Origin of the sequence: Thalassovita autumnalis, assembly GCF_001458255.1 — a bacterium.
GTDB lineage: Bacteria > Pseudomonadota > Alphaproteobacteria > Rhodobacterales > Rhodobacteraceae > Thalassobius > Thalassobius autumnalis.
Genome location: NZ_CYSB01000025.1, coordinates 15637 through 30566 on the forward strand (window position 1 = coordinate 15637; position 14930 = coordinate 30566).

Genomic DNA, 14930 nt, shown 5'->3' on the forward strand with positions numbered 1-14930 from the left:
TCAAACACCGCATGCTCCCCTATTTTTGTGTGCCAGCCAGAAAGGACCCACATGCGCCGCCTTCAGCACACTGCTTCCAACTTGAACAACGAACAGCTTTCGGGCTGGCGCACCATTCGCCGGGTTGCGCCCTACCTCTGGCCCTCCGACCCCAAGCTGTCTTGGGTGAAATACCGGGTGGTTTTTGCCATGCTGGCGCTGTTGCTGGCCAAGGTTGTCGCGGTCTGGACGCCACTGCTATACAAAAATGCGGTGGATTCACTGGCGGGGGATGCCACATCGCAACTGGCTATCGGCGCGGTTGGGCTGACGCTGGCCTATGGCGGGGCGCGGTTGATGTCGAACGGGTTCCAGCAGCTGCGCGATGCGATTTTCGCCGCTGTGGGGCAGCGGGCCCTGCGCCAACTTGCGCTGGAAACCTTCACCCATATCCATCGCCTGTCGATGCGCTATCACATCACCCGCAAAACCGGTGGCCTCAGCCGTGTGATCGAACGCGGTGTGAAGGGGGTTGAGTTCCTCCTGCGCTTCCTGCTGTTTTCCATCGGCCCGCTGGTGCTGGAACTGTTGATGATCGCGGGGGTTTTGTTCTTCCTCTTTGATGTCTGGTATCTGGCCGTAGTGGCGCTGACCATCGCGCTTTATGTTTGGTTCACCTTTGCCGTGACCGAATGGCGGGTGAAGCTGCGCAAGGTGATGAATGATCAGGACACGGACGCCAACCAAAAGGCGATCGACAGCCTGCTGAACTTTGAAACGGTCAAGTATTTCGGCGCGGAAAAGCGCGAAGCGGCACGTTATGACGCCTCGATGGCGGGCTATGAAAAGGCGGCGCTCAAGACCTCATACTCACTGGCGTTTCTGAACTTCGGTCAGTCCCTGCTGATCACCGGTGGTCTGGTTGCAGTGATGGTCATGGCCGCAGTGGGTGTGGAGCGCGGCGATCTGACCGTGGGCGATTTCGTCATGGTCAATGCTTACATGATCCAGATCACCATGCCATTGAACTTCCTTGGCACGGTCTACCGTGAAATCCGCCAGGCGCTGGTGGATATGGGGGAGATGTTTGACCTGCTGGAACAACCGGCTGAGGTTACCGACAAGCCCCAGGCCCCTGGACTGAAAGTGAACGGCGGCCATGTGCAGCTGAAAGACGTGCAGTTTGGCTATGACGCGGAACGGCCGATCCTGAACGGCGTCTCACTGGATGTTGCGCCGGGCAAGACTGTGGCGATTGTCGGCTCCTCTGGGTCGGGCAAGTCTACCATCGGGCGGCTGTTGTTCCGCTTTTATGATGTGAACAGTGGCAGCCTCAGTATCGACGGGCAGGATGTGCGCGACATCACGCAGGAGAGCCTGCACGCGCAGATCGGCGTGGTGCCGCAGGACACGGTGCTTTTCAATGACACCATCCGCTACAACATCGCCTATGGCCGTGATGGCGCCACCGAAGAGGATGTGATCGCCGCCGCCAAATCCGCCCAGATCCATGACTTCATCATGGCCCTGCCAGAAGGCTATGACACCGCTGTGGGCGAGCGTGGGCTGAAACTGTCCGGTGGTGAAAAACAGCGGGTTGGCATCGCGCGCACCCTGTTGAAAAACCCGCCGATCCTGTTGCTGGATGAGGCCACATCGGCACTGGACACGGATACGGAACAGGAAATCCAGGATGCGCTGGCCCGTGCAGGCCAAGGCCGCACGGTGATCACTATCGCCCACCGCCTGTCGACCATCGCCGAAGCGGATCAGATCGTGGTGCTGGAAAAAGGCGAGGTGGTGGAGCAGGGCACCCATGCGGAGCTGCTGGCGCGTCAGGGGCGTTATGCCCATCTCTGGCACCGTCAGGCCAATGAGCAGGATGCCGCCTGATTTGGGTGGATGAGGGGGCGTTGCCCCCGGCCCTGACGGGCCACCCCCAGAGTATTTGCAGAACATTGAAAGGCGCGGTCTTTTGGACCGCCCTTTTGCTGTTTGCGGGTGCGCAGGATCAGAGCGGTTTGCGGAAGATCACCTTGTCATCGCCGGCGGCCCAGAAATCACGAATGCGGCCTTCTTCTTCATAGCCGTTCTGGCGATAGAAATGGCGGGTTGCTGCGAAATCCGCGGTGCCTGAAGTGTCCACAATTAACAGACGGGCGCCTGCGTCCTGCAGGCGCTGTTCCGCTGCGGCAACCAGTGCGGCGCCTGCACTCTTGCCCTGATGGATCGGATGCACCGCCAGCGCCAGAAAGTCGCGCAGCGGGTAGCGTGGTACAGGCACAGGGCAGAAAAGAAATGGGGGCAAAAGAAAAGGCCGGGTTGCCCCGGCCTGTTCTTTATTCAGCAGCTGCCAGCTTGCCCCCTTTGGGCGGCTCCGGCGTGGTTTCCTCATTGTCGGAGATCACCTCAAACAGCTCAGGCTCATCGTCTTCCCAGATCAGCTCGGGCGATTTGACCTTGCGGGCGGCACTGCGCAGCGCCATGTCCTGCGCCGCACGGCTGCCACGCCCAAGCGACAGCGCCTGCAGCGCCCGGGCGATCCACAGCACATAGGTGGTGAACCAGACACGCATTGCCAGCATCGCGGGCGTGAAGACCAGCGTCAGCACAGTGGCAATGCCCAGACCGAAGACCACAGCCGTGGCCAGCTGTTTCCACCACAGTGCGGTGGGGCTGTCGACGGTGTAGCCGCCGCCCATGAAATCAAGCGACAGGCCGAACATCATCGGCGCAAGACCCGCCATCGTGGTCACCGTGGTCAGCAGCACCGGACGGATGCGGCTTTCGGCGGTGCGCACAATGGCTTCAATCCGTGGCATGTACTGGCTGTATTCCTGATAGGTGTCGATCAGAACGATGTTGTTGTTCACTACGATCCCGGCCAGCGCCACGATGCCCGTCCCGGTCATGATGATCGAGAAGGTCTGGTCCATCACCAACATGCCGATCAGCACACCCGTGGTCGACAGAACCACCGCCAACAGAACCAGCACCGAGTTGTAGATCGAGTTGAACTGCGCCAGGAGGATGATGAACATCAACGCCAGCGCACCGGCGAAGGCTTGGCTGAGGAAGGCCTGAGATTCCGCTTCGTCTTCCTGATCACCGGTCCATTCCCAAGCGATGCCTTCCGGGATCGGATTGGTGCCCAGCCAGGCGGTCAGCGCCTCAATCCGTTCCGCAGGGGTGACGACGACAAAGGTTGCATCGCCGGCCTCAACAGTGGATTTCAGCAGATCGGGATCTGCGGCCTCAGCGATCACATACTGGGTGCCATCGGGGGCGATGACAGTGCCTTCGCCCGCTGCAACCTGCTGCAGGAAGCCCAGCTGCGCCTCACCGTCCATCGCTTTGACATAGCCATCAGTGACAGCCGCTTTCACGTCGAAGTAGCGTTTCTGATCCACCCGGTCGATGGTGGCCAGTTTGGCCACAGGTTTGCGCGAGATGAAGTTGGCCAGCGGCACCAGACCGTCCTGGGTGCGCACCTTCAGCGTGTCCAGCGTCGACAGCACCCGGTCTTCTTCGGGCAGACGCACACGGATCTCAATCTCTTCTTCCGAACTGTCGACGCGCATGGTGTCCAGCAGGATCCCGCGGGTCACCAGCTGTACCATGGCCCCAACCGTGGCCACATCGGCGCCGTAGCGGCCGGCTTTTTCGACATCCACGTCAATCTGCCAGTCGATGCCGGGCAGGGGCAGGGTGTCTTCGACCAGCTCCAGGGCCAGCGTATCACTGAACTTGGCGCTGGCGGTTTGCGTTGCCAGCAACAGGTTATCCCAGTTGTCCGATTTCAGACGCAGGTGCACCGGTTTGGCCGAGGCAGGCCCACGCGATGCGGCGAGGATTTCGATTTTGATGCCAGGGATCTGATCCAGCTGCGCGGTCAGCTCATCCAGCACCACGTCACCATCCAGATCCGGACGGTCGGCGCGGTCTTCCCACGGAATGGTTTCGAATTGGACCTGCCCGACGGTATCGCTGGGCGGTTGCGCGCCACCGGTGTTGTTGCTGAGGCCCCCTTCGCCTGCAAAGGCAAAGGCGTTGAGAACACCGGGGTGGGCGAGGATCATATCTTCGGCCTGTTTGACCAGATCATCCTTCTCCTCAATCGAGAGGTTGCCACGGGCCCGCACATAGGCGATCGCCATTTCCGGTTCGGATTCTACGAAGAATTCAACACCGTTGTTGTTTTCCCCGAAGTAGCTGAACACCTGCATCACAAAGCCGATCACCACAACGGCCGAGACAATCGGCATCACCGGGTTGCCGGCAATTGCTTTGATGAAATAGCCAAAGAGGGTGCGTTTGTGGCCGGCTTTGATGCGCTTGCGGCTCCAGTGGATTTCGGCAGCGCCCAGCGTGACCGAGGCAGCAAAGGCGCCGGTCATGAACATCACGCCACCCACCAGCAGATTGGCCAGTCCACCTTCGCCCATTGCAACCACATAGTTGGGGTTCAACAGCTGCATGGCACCGGTGAAGATCAGCATGATCGAGGGCGGCACCAACGCGGCGCGGGCAATCCACCAGGGCAGTTTGCGTTTCAGCCATTCCGACAGGTTGCTGAAAGTCCGGCTCAACCGGCCCGACACACCACCCAGAACCGGCAGATAGATCAGCGCCACTACAAGCGAAGCCGACAGAACGAAGATCAGCGTCACCGGCAGCATGCCCATGAACTGGCCCGGGATGCCCGGCCAGAACAGCATCGGCAGGAAGGCACAGAGCGTTGTCGCGGTTGAGCTGACCACCGGCCAGAACATGCGTTTGGCGGCCTCGACATAGGCGTGCATCGGGCCTGTGCCCTCTTTGATGCGCTTGTCAGCATATTCCACCACGACAATGGCGCCATCCACCAGCATGCCCACCGCAAGGATCAGACCGAACATCACGATGTTGGAGATGGTGATCCCCATGATCGCCAAGAGGACGAAACACAACAGGAAGGAGGTCGGGATCGCAAAGCCCACCAGCAGGGCGGCACGGCTGCCCAGGGCGGCCAGAACCACGATCATCACCAGCGCAATCGCGGTCAGAACTGACCCTTCCAGCTGGCTGACCATCGAGCCCACGATGCGGCCCTGATCGTTGGAGGTGCCCACTTCAACCGCGGCCTGCAGATCCGCAGGCCATTCGCCGCTAGCTTCATCGATCACCTGACGCACCAACTTGGTGGTGTCGAGGATGTTGTAGCCTTTGCGTTTGACCACCTGCAGCGCCACGGTGTTGACGCCGTTGAAGCGCGCGGTGCCCAGACGGTCTTCGAAGGTCAGGCGGATCTCAGCCAGATCGCCAAGGGTCACAACCCGCTGGCCGTTGATTTTCACCGGCAGCGAATAGATGTCGCGCGGCTCATCAAAGCTTGATGGGATCTTCACCGCGAAGGAGCCCTGTTCGGTGTCCACTTCACCGGCGGCCACCAGCATGTTGTTGTTGGTCACAACGTTGATCAATTCACCCGCAGTGACGTTGTAGCTCTCCAGACGCAGCGGATCGATGATCACCTCGACCATCTCATCGCGGTTGCCTGCAATGCCTGCCTCCAGCACTGAATCCAGCGCTTCCAGCTTGTCCTGCAGATCCTTGGCCACCCGGTACATCGTCCGTTCCGGCACATCACCGGTCAGGTTGACGATCAGGATCGGAAACTCAGAGAAGTTGATCTCATTGACCGAATAGCTCTCAAAACCGGCGGGGAAGTTGCCCTCGGCTTTCGACATGGCATCGCGCACGTCGGCCATGATCTTGGTCTTGTCCCAGCCAAACTCGAATTCCAGCGCCACACCGGCATAGCCTTCGGCGGCGGTGGCGGACATCTCTTTCAGCCCGTCCAGATCAGCCAGTTCGGTTTCCATCGGCTTGACCAGCAGCGTTTCCGCGTCAGTGGCCGAAATGCCGGGGAAGGGGACCGACACGAAGAGCGCCGGGATTTCAATATCCGGTTCGCCCTCTTTGGGCAGGCTGGAATAGGCAAAGCCCCCAGCCAGCAGTGATAGCAGAACAAAGGCCAGCACCATCCGCGCACGGGATGCGGCCCAATCGACGATACCCGTCATTGTGCGGCCTCCCGGTAGGTGGGCTCAACCTTCACGCCGTCGATCACAAATTCCTGACCCACAACGATCACATCAACCTTGTCCGCCAATCCGGTGACCCAGACACCTTCGCTGGTGTCGCGCATCAGGTTGACCTGTTTGAAGGCCACGATATTGCCGCTCTCGACAATCCGCACACCCAGATCACCTTTGTCGTTTAGCGTCAGCGCCGAACCGGGCAGCAGGTGTGCCATCGTACCGGCCGAAGCGATCAGGATATCTGCCGTCTGACCATCGCGGATCGACATATCAGCGTTGGCAACATCGATATCAACGCGGAAGGTGCGGGTTTCAGGGTCTGCCGAACGCGACAGGAAGGTCACCCGGCCGCGCACTTCGCGACCATCGGTCAGGCGGGCACCGGCAAGGCTGCCGAGCGACACCCGGTGGACCTGCGTTTCCGGCACGTAGCCAACAACCTTGATCGGATCCAGCTGGATGATGGTGGCACAAACGCCGCCAGCCCCCAGAAGGCTGCCCAGCTCAGCTGTGTCGGTTTCCAGGAGGCCCGCGAAAGGCGCTTTGATCGTCAGGCGCTCAATCTCTTTTTCGGCCGCCGCAACTGCCGCCTCAGCGGCGCGAATGCCGGCCTGCGTGGTTTCAAGACCGGAACGAGCGGCTTCAACGCCAGCCTCAGCCGAGACCACAGCGGCCTGGGTTCCAGCAACACGGGTTTCCGAAGCGTAACCGGTTTGCGACAGTTTCTTGGCCACGTTGTCGTTGATTTGGGCCTCGTCCAAACGGGCCTGCGCTTCTTTCACGCGGGCCTGCGCTTGGGGCACCTGGGCGCGGGCGTTGGCCAGATCGGCCTGGGCCTGCGCCAGATTGGTGTGACGGGTGCCGGGATCAAGGCGGCACATTTCCTGTCCCGCCTCAACAAAAGACCCGCGGCGAAGCGGGTCGGAAATCACCACAGCCGTGGTTTCAGCCATCACTTGAACCTGACGCGCGGCTTCGGTCTCACCGCGCAGCTGAACGGCGCTGTCGATCTCTTCGCTTTCAGAGCTCTGCACCACGACCCGAACAAGGTTTTGCGCTACTGCTTGCATTTGGGCGCTGTCTTTAGCAGGAATTGCCGTGGTGTCTTCCGCGCTCACCTCCTCTTGGCCAAGGGCAAAGGCCATGAGCGTCTCACGCTCCATGATCAATAGGTACAGTGTTACTGTCACCGCAATGGCGGTCAAAACTGGGACAATTCGCATCTACGGGGTCCTTAGACTAAATTACTTCTGTTCAGATAGTACGTTAGTTGGCCGCGTCGCGATCAATTGCAAGGTCCTTTGAACCGTTCTGAACGTTTTAGTTCAGTTTATCCCTGACGCCTAGTCGCTGCAAGCCGATAGTGGCAACCTGCCGCAGCCCAATGTTGCGGGTACTTGGCAGTGGCGTGCCAAAGCGCTAAGAGAAACCAAACCAAGGGGGCAGTGCCGTGAGCGAAACCGATAGTTTCATTGAAGAAGTCAGCGAAGAAGTGCGCCGTGACCGGCTTTATGGCATGATCCGTCGCTATGGCTGGATTGCGGTTGTGGGTGTTGTGGCCATTGTTGGCGGCGCCTCGTGGAATGAATACAACAAAGCGCAGGATCGCGCAGCGGCGCAGGCGCTTGGCGATGGAATCATGACCGCGCTGGAGGCCGAAGATCCCGCCGCCCGCGCTGCTGCACTGGCAGATGTATCGGCCGAAGGCACCATGGCGGGGGCGGTTTTGATCCTTCAGCGTGCCTCGGAACTGCAGGCCGCTGGCAACAACACTGAGGCCGCCAGCCTGCTGGATGCATTGGCTTCCAACGGTGATGTTGATGCTATCTACCGCCAGATCGCCGGGTTCAAATCCGTGCTGCTGAAAGGCAGTGATATGGCCGCCGATGAGCGCCGCGCGGTGCTTGAAGGGCTGATCCAAACCTCGTCGCCGCTGCGCCTGCTGGCCGAAGAACAGCTGGCCCTGATTGAGGTTGAAGCCGGTGACACCGCCGCCGCATTGGAACGGCTTGAGCGGATTGCCGCGGATGCCGAAGCAAGCGCAGGCTTGCGTCGTCGCGCAACTCAGTTGATTGTAGCGCTTGGGGGCGACCGCTCCGAAGCGTGAGCCAGCAAGACAGCCTATGTCTTGCGACAAGAATTGAAGAGATAAAGACTTAGAGGGCAGGTTTGGTGAAACGCAGTTCCATTATTCTGGCGGTCTCCGCAGCCGCGGTTCTGGCCGGGTGTTCCGAACGTGAAAGCATTCTGCCCGGCAAGCGGGAAGATCCGCGCGCCATTCTAAGCGGCGGCGTGCCGGTCGAAGATCTGGCCGCCGATGTCAGCCGCGCTGCAACGCAGGTGCGGCTGCCCAAGATGGTGCAGAACGCCAATTGGACCCAGCGCTTTGGCTCGCCGAATAACCGCGTCAGCCACGCCAGCCTGGCCGCCGCGCCGCAGCTGGTCTGGAGCGCCGACATCGGCACCGGTGATGGTCGCCGCAACCGTATCACTGCAGAACCTGTTGTGGCAGACGGCCGGGTCTTTACCCTTGATGCCGAAGCGCGCGTCAGCGCCACCAGCACCGCAGGCACAACCCTTTGGAGCCGCGATCTGACACCTGCCCGCGACAGCTCTGGTGAGGCCACCGGCGGTGGTCTGGCCTATGGCGCGGACAAGGTCTTTGTCACCTCAGGCTTTGGCCTGTTCACCGCGCTTGATCCCGCCACCGGCGAAGTGCTGTGGCAGCAGGATATCGGTTCCACCGGCTCCGGCGCGCCGACAGTTTACGGCGATCTGGTCTATCTGGTTGGCGGTGATGACACCGGCTGGGCGCTGGAAGTCGACACCGGCCGCATCCGCTGGCAGACCACACAGGCCAGCGACGTGAACAACGTGCTGGGCGCACCGGCCCCGGCTGTGAATGACAAATTTACCATCTTTGCCTTTGGCGATGGCGCGCTGCACGGCACCTTCCGCAATGGTGGTCTGCGTCTGTGGACGGCCTATGTCTCCGGTCAGCGCCGCAGCGATGCCCTGGCTAAGGTCAATGACATCACCGCTGATCCGGTCATCGATGGCTCCAAGGTCTATGTCGGCTCGCACGCCGGTCGTATTCTGGCGCTGGACATTGACACCGGCGATCGCCTGTGGACGGCGCGCGAAGGGGCGATCAGCCCGGTTCTGCCGCTTTCAGGGTCGCTCTTTGCGGTCAGCGACCACAATGAGCTGCTGCGCATCGATGCCCGTGACGGCGTGACGATCTGGGCCAAGAAACTGCCCAATCTGCTGAAGCCGAAACAGCGCAAAGCCAGCGAAGTTTACGCCCATCACGGCCCCATTCTGGCCGGTGGTCAGCTGATCGTGGCCTCCAACGATGGCTTCCTGCGCTTCTTTGATCCCACCTCGGGTGAGATGACCCGTCAGCTTGAGGTGCCCGGCGGCGCAACCACCGCTCCCGTGGTGGCAGGCGGCACGCTTTACGTTGTTGGCACCAAAGGGCAATTGCACGCTTTCCGTTGACGCAAAACTGGTATAACAGGGCGGCTTGATCCGCCCTTTATCCAGCGCAGACATGCCGTCTGCCATCCGTCCGGAGCCATTGAGATGAGCTTTACCCTCGCCATTGTAGGCCGCCCCAACGTGGGGAAGTCTACGCTTTTCAACCGCTTAGTCGGCAAAAAACTGGCTCTGGTCGATGACCAGCCGGGGGTAACGCGTGACCTGCGCGAAGGCGATGCCAAACTGGGTCACCTGCGATTCACCGTGATTGATACCGCCGGTCTCGAAGAGGCCACCGATGACAGTCTGCAGGGGCGGATGCGCCGCCTGACCGAACGTGCGGTGGATATGGCGGATGTCTGCCTGTTCATGATTGACGCCCGCACCGGTCTGACCCCCACGGATGAGATGTTTGCCGAGATCCTGCGCAAACGCGCCGACAAGGTGATCCTGGCGGCCAACAAGGCCGAAGGCAAAGCTGGCGAAGCTGGCGCGCTGGAGGCCTATAGCCTGGGCCTTGGTGACCCGCTGCGCCTGTCCGGTGAACACGGCGAAGGCATGGGTGAGCTGATGCACATCCTGCAGCCCATCGCCGATGAGTTCGAAGAACGCGCTGCCCAGCATGCGCCGGAAACCGATGTTGACGTCCATATGGACGACGATGAGGAAGAGGTTCTGGACGAACACGGCAACCCGATCACCTATCGTCTGCCGACCTTCGACAAGCCGATGCAGATCGCAGTGGTGGGCCGCCCGAACGCGGGCAAATCCACCCTGATCAACAAGATCCTCGGCGAAGACCGCCTGCTGACCGGCCCTGAGGCCGGGATCACCCGTGACGCCATCTCGCTGACCATTGACTGGGGCGGGCTGCCGGTGCGGATCTGGGACACCGCCGGCATGCGCAAACGCGCCAAGGTGCAGGACAAGGTTGAAAAACTCTCGGTCTCCGACGGCTTGCGCGCGGTGAAATTTGCCGAAGTGGTGATTGTTCTTTTGGACGCCGCCATTCCCTTTGAACAGCAGGACCTGCGTATCGCCGATCTGGCGGAACGTGAGGGCCGTGCGGTGATCATCGCGGTGAACAAATGGGACATTGAGGATGAGAAACAGGAAAAGCTGAAGGCGCTGAAAGAAAGCTTCGACCGCCTTCTACCGCAGCTGCGTGGCGCGCCGCTGATCACGGTGTCCGCAAAAACCGGCCGTGGCCTCAACCGCCTGCAGGAGGCTGTGGAACGCGCCTACAACGTCTGGAATCGCCGCGTCTCAACCGCCAAGCTGAACCGCTGGCTGAATGCGATGACCGAACAGCACCCGCCGCCCGCCCCTGGGGGTCGCCGCATCAAGCTGCGCTACATGACCCAGGCCAAAACCCGCCCACCGGGTTTTGTGGTGATGTGTTCGCTGCCCGATAAGCTGCCCGACAGCTATTCACGCTATCTGGTCAACGGTCTGCGCGAAGACTTTGATATGCCCGGCACGCCGATCCGCCTGACAATGCGCGGGCAGGGGGATAAGAACCCCTATAAGAATAAGAAAGACAAAAAGCCCGGCGCGCTTGGCAAACACCTGAACAAAAAACGCGGCCTGCCCCGCGGCTCGCACTAAACCAAATTAAATTGGGCGCCCTTCGGGGCGCTCTTTTTGTCTCGGACCTCCGGTCCTCGGGCCTGCCTGCGGCGCGAGTATTTGGGGAACGATGAAAGCGGCAATTCACTGTTTCAAAAATACTCTGGTGCGCAGCGCCACAAAAAAGGGGCCCAGCGGGCCCCTTCGGTGTTCAGACAGTTTGGCCCGTTCAGACCAGCGCGCCCTCGGCGCTGAGCTTGGTCTTGCCGCCCAGATAGGGGTGCAGTGCGGCAGGCAGGGTGACGGAGCCGTCTTCCTGCTGGCCGTTTTCCAGCACCGCAATCAGGGCGCGCCCGACGGCGAGGCCGGAGCCGTTTAGCGTATGCACAAACTCAGGCTTGCCGCCCGCCGCGGGTTTGAACCGCGCGTTCATGCGGCGGGCCTGGAAATCCCCCGCAACCGAGACCGAGGAGATCTCACGGTATTTGTTCTGACCGGGCAGCCAGACCTCCAGATCGTGGGTTTTGATCATGCCAAAGCCCATATCGCCCGAGCACAGCACCACGGTGCGATAAGGCAGGCCCAGTTTTTCCAGGATCGCCTCGGCGCAGCGGGTCATGCGGTCATGCTCTTCCATCGAATTTTCGGGATGCACGATCGAGACCATTTCGACCTTTTCAAACTGGTGCTGGCGCAGCATCCCCGAGGTGTCACGACCGGCGCTGCCCGCTTCGGAGCGGAAACACTGGGTGTGGGCGCAGTAGCGCAGCGGCAGCGCGGCCTCCTCGACGGTTTCGCCGTTGACGATATTGGTCAGCGTCACCTCAGCGGTGGGAACCAGCCACCAGCCATCTTCGGTCTTGTAGCTGTCTTCACCAAATTTCGGCAGCTGGCCGGTGCCATACATCATCTCTTCGCGCACCAGAACCGGGGTCCAGGTTTCCTGCAGCTCATGCTCTTCCACATGGGTGTCGAGCATCATCTGCGCCAGCGCGCGGTGCACCCGGGCCACGCCCTTCGAAAGCACCACAAAGCGCGAGCCCGAGAGTTTGGCGGCGGTTTCAAAATCCATGCCCGGCTGCACACCCGACAGTTCATAATGTTCCTTCGGCGCAAAGGTGAACTCCCGCGGGGTGCCCCAGTGGCGCACCTCAACGTTGTCATCTTCGTCCGCGCCATCCGGCACATCGTCATGCAGGCGGTTGGGCAGGCCCATCAGCAGGTCATTGAGCTGCGCGTCCAGCTCCTTAGCTTCGGTCTGCATCGCGGCCACTTCGGCTTTTTTCTCACCGACCAGAGCGCGCAGCCGTTCAAACTCGGCCTCATCACCTTTGGCTTTGGCGGCGCCGACCTCTTTGGCGGCTTTCTTCTGGTCCGACTGGGCGGTTTCGGCCGCCAGGATCTTGGCCCGGCGCGCTTCGTCCAGTTTCAGCACCTCTGATGACATCGGCGCGGCCCCCCGGCGGGCCAGACCGGCGTCAAAGGCCTCTGGGTTTTCGCGGATCGCTTTGATGTCATGCATGGGTTTGCTCCTTGACCGGAATCATTCTTCAACGCTGGCGTTATTGCTGATTTTTGTCTCGGTTGAAAGCCACCATTGCGCCGCGCGGGGGCGTTGGAACCGGGGATCAACCCGTGATCTGCCTGCGATCAGAAGCCGCCGCCCCTAGGGCATGGCCTGCAAAGCCCGTAAAAGCCTGACCGCAATGCGCAACCCGCCTTGCAAAACCCCGTTAGCGCACATAGGTTCCCTGCCAAATCGCGGCTCAAGCCGCCTAACGGATCTAAGGACAGACATATGGAAGCCATCGGCCAGTTCATCCCCCTCATTCTCATCTTCGGTATCATGTATTTCCTGCTGATCCGTCCGCAGCAGAAGAAGATGAAAGAGCATCAGAACATGGTGAACGCGCTGCGCAAGGGCGATCAGGTGGTCACCCAGGGCGGTCTGATCGGCAAGGTTTCCAAAGTTAAGGACGCGGAAAACGAGCTGGAAGTTGAAATCGCCGAAGGTGTGAAGGTCCGCGTTGTCCGCTCGACCATCGCTCAGGTGAAAAGCAAGACTGAGCCGGCCGAAGGCTGATCTCACCCCGAAGACCGGCCCGAGGGTTTCCTGACCCCCGGGCCTTTTGTTTTTTGAAAGCGGTTCACTATGCTTCAGATTGATATGTGGAAACGGGTGCTGATCTGGGCGGTTTGTGCGCTCGGGATCCTCTGTGCCCTTCCAAATGGGTTTTATGCGCGGGTTGAGGCCCGTAATGACGCAGTCGCCGCGCTGGAAACAGGCGCCTCGGGCAATGGTCTGGAAGAGCAGGCGGCGCAATGGCCGTCTTTCCTGCCGTCCAGCCTGGTCAATCTGGGTCTGGACCTGCGCGGTGGCGCACACCTCCTGGCTGAGGTGCAGGTGGCCGATGTTTACGAAAGCCGTCTGCAGGCCATGTGGCCAGAGGTGCGCGATCTCCTGCGCGAAGAGCGCGACACGATCGGCACCATTCGTCTGCAAAAGACCGAAGGCGCTGAGCTGCGGGTGCGGCTGAACCAGAAACCGGATCAGGTTGTTGCGGCCGCCGAACTGGTGCGCGGTCTGGCCCGCCCGGTTGTCAGCCTGTCCGGCGCTGGGGCCACCGATATTGATGTCGCCGTGGATGGCGCCGATATCGTTGTGACCCTGTCTGAGGCAGAACGTGTCGCCACCGATGAGCGCACCGTGGCGCAATCGCTGGAAATCATCCGCCGCCGGATTGATGAGGTGGGCACGCGTGAGCCGACCATTCAGCGTCAGGGTTCGGACCGGATCCTTATTCAGGTGCCGGGCATTGGTTCGGCCTCTGAGCTGAAAGCGATCATCGGCACCACCGCGCAGCTGACCTTCCAGCCGGTTGTAACCCGCACCTCCAACGCCGATATGCCGGCAGGCGCGGGCAACGAACTGCTGCCCTCGCTGGACACGGAAGGCGAATACTACGTTCTGGAACAGGCCCCCGTGGTCACCGGCGAGGAGCTGGTGGATGCCCAGCCCGCCTTTGACCAGAACGGCCGTCCGGCCGTGAACTTCCGCTTCAACACCACAGGTGCGCGGAAGTTTGGCGATTACACCGCTGAAAACATCGGCAACCCCTTTGCGATTGTTCTGGATGGCGAGGTCATTTCGGCCCCCGTGATCCAGTCGCATATCCCGGGTGGATCCGGCATCATCACCGGCAACTTCACCGTTGAGGAAAGCACCAACCTGGCGGTTTTGCTGCGTGCGGGCGCCCTGCCTGCGGGTCTGGAGTTCCTCGAAGAGCGCACCATCGGGCCAGAACTGGGGGCAGACAGTATCGCCGCCGGTCAGATCGCCTGTATTGTGGCCTTCGTCGCGGTTCTGGTCTTCATGGTGCTGAGCTATGGCCTGTTTGGTCTGTTCGCCAATATCGCGCTTCTGGTGAACGTCGCCCTGATCTTTGGCGCGCTGAGCCTCATCGGCGGCACTTTGACCTTGCCGGGCATCGCAGGTATCGTTTTGACCATCGGTATGGCGGTGGACGCCAATGTGCTGGTCTTTGAACGGATCCGCGAAGAACTGCGCACCGCCAAAGGGCCAGCCCGCGCGATTGAGCTGGGCTATGACCGCGCACTTTCGGCGATCATTGATGCCAACATCACCACTTTCATCATTGCTGTGATCCTCTTCGTCATGGGCTCGGGCCCGGTCAAAGGCTTTGCGATCACACTGGGCCTCGGGATTCTCACCTCGGTCTTCACCGCGATCTTCGTGACGCGGCTGCTGATCGTGATGTGGTTCGAACGTAAACGCCCCAAAACCATCGAGGTCTGATC

At 60.8% G+C, this 14930-nt stretch carries 10 protein-coding genes; 6 read left to right on the top strand and 4 right to left on the bottom strand.

Features of this window, described 5'->3' with window-relative positions; all coding sequences use genetic code 11:
• Positions 1-51 precede the first annotated feature (51 nt).
• Positions 52-1872 carry an ABCB family ABC transporter ATP-binding protein/permease gene (locus tag TL5118_RS06120; protein ID WP_058241795.1) on the top strand — a complete coding sequence of 607 codons (1821 nt, stop codon included), beginning with the start codon at positions 52-54 and terminating at the stop codon, positions 1870-1872.
• A gap of 118 nt (positions 1873-1990) precedes the next feature.
• On the opposite strand, the gene TL5118_RS06125 is transcribed toward TL5118_RS06120, so the two are convergent.
• Genes TL5118_RS06125 through TL5118_RS06135 form a run of 3 tightly spaced genes read right to left on the bottom strand, consistent with a single transcriptional unit; the run spans position 1991 to position 7285 of the window.
• Entirely contained in the window at positions 1991-2287 is a 297-nt protein-coding gene (locus TL5118_RS06125) for a GNAT family N-acetyltransferase (RefSeq protein ID WP_058241796.1), read from the bottom strand.
• A gap of 31 nt (positions 2288-2318) precedes the next feature.
• Entirely contained in the window at positions 2319-6044 is a 3726-nt protein-coding gene (locus TL5118_RS06130) for an efflux RND transporter permease subunit (protein ID WP_058241797.1), read from the bottom strand.
• Positions 6041-7285 (bottom strand): efflux RND transporter periplasmic adaptor subunit, encoded by a 1245-nt coding sequence (locus tag TL5118_RS06135; protein ID WP_058241798.1) that lies wholly within the window; start codon positions 7283-7285, stop codon positions 6041-6043. The genes TL5118_RS06130 and TL5118_RS06135 overlap by 4 nt, the downstream gene beginning before the upstream one ends.
• Before the next feature lie 227 nt (positions 7286-7512).
• On the opposite strand from TL5118_RS06135, the gene TL5118_RS06140 reads away from it, so the two are divergent.
• The 3 genes from TL5118_RS06140 to der all read left to right on the top strand — a co-directional run bounded on the left by TL5118_RS06140 (position 7513) and on the right by der (position 11150).
• Positions 7513-8169: a tetratricopeptide repeat protein gene (locus tag TL5118_RS06140; RefSeq protein ID WP_058241799.1), complete on the top strand. Its 657-nt coding sequence runs from the start codon at positions 7513-7515 to the stop codon at positions 8167-8169.
• A 65-nt stretch (positions 8170-8234) separates the two neighbouring features.
• Positions 8235-9563, top strand: a complete 1329-nt coding sequence (locus TL5118_RS06145) for an outer membrane protein assembly factor BamB family protein (RefSeq protein ID WP_058242063.1) — start codon at positions 8235-8237, stop codon at positions 9561-9563.
• Positions 9564-9647: 84 nt separating this feature from the next.
• Positions 9648-11150 carry a ribosome biogenesis GTPase Der gene (der, locus tag TL5118_RS06150; protein ID WP_058241800.1) on the top strand — a complete coding sequence of 501 codons (1503 nt, stop codon included), beginning with the start codon at positions 9648-9650 and terminating at the stop codon, positions 11148-11150.
• A gap of 190 nt (positions 11151-11340) precedes the next feature.
• Here der and serS read toward each other — a convergent pair whose 3' ends face one another.
• Positions 11341-12633: a serine--tRNA ligase gene (serS, locus tag TL5118_RS06155; RefSeq protein ID WP_058241801.1), complete on the bottom strand. Its 1293-nt coding sequence runs from the start codon at positions 12631-12633 to the stop codon at positions 11341-11343.
• Positions 12634-12909: 276 nt separating this feature from the next.
• Between serS and yajC the strand changes: the two genes are divergently transcribed.
• Positions 12910-13194, top strand: a complete 285-nt coding sequence (gene yajC / locus TL5118_RS06160; protein WP_058241802.1) for a preprotein translocase subunit YajC — start codon at positions 12910-12912, stop codon at positions 13192-13194.
• Between the two features lie 69 nt (positions 13195-13263).
• Positions 13264-14928, top strand: coding sequence for a protein translocase subunit SecD (gene secD / locus TL5118_RS06165; RefSeq protein WP_058241803.1), 1665 nt, complete (start codon positions 13264-13266; stop codon positions 14926-14928).
• Positions 14929-14930: the final 2 nt, after the last annotated feature.

Bases quoted from the DNA above. Each gene is read 5' to 3' on its own strand.
- TL5118_RS06120 (WP_058241795.1), top strand. From the start codon at position 52: ATGCGCCGCCTTCAGCACACTGCTTCCAACTTGAACAACGAACAGCTT.
- TL5118_RS06130 (WP_058241797.1), bottom strand. From the start codon at position 6,044: ATGACGGGTATCGTCGATTGGGCCGCATCCCGTGCGCGGATGGTGCTG.
- TL5118_RS06135 (WP_058241798.1), bottom strand. From the start codon at position 7,285: ATGCGAATTGTCCCAGTTTTGACCGCCATTGCGGTGACAGTAACACTG.
- der (WP_058241800.1), top strand. From the start codon at position 9,648: ATGAGCTTTACCCTCGCCATTGTAGGCCGCCCCAACGTGGGGAAGTCT.
- serS (WP_058241801.1), bottom strand. From the start codon at position 12,633: ATGCATGACATCAAAGCGATCCGCGAAAACCCAGAGGCCTTTGACGCC.
- yajC (WP_058241802.1), top strand. From the start codon at position 12,910: ATGGAAGCCATCGGCCAGTTCATCCCCCTCATTCTCATCTTCGGTATC.
- secD (WP_058241803.1), top strand. From the start codon at position 13,264: ATGCTTCAGATTGATATGTGGAAACGGGTGCTGATCTGGGCGGTTTGT.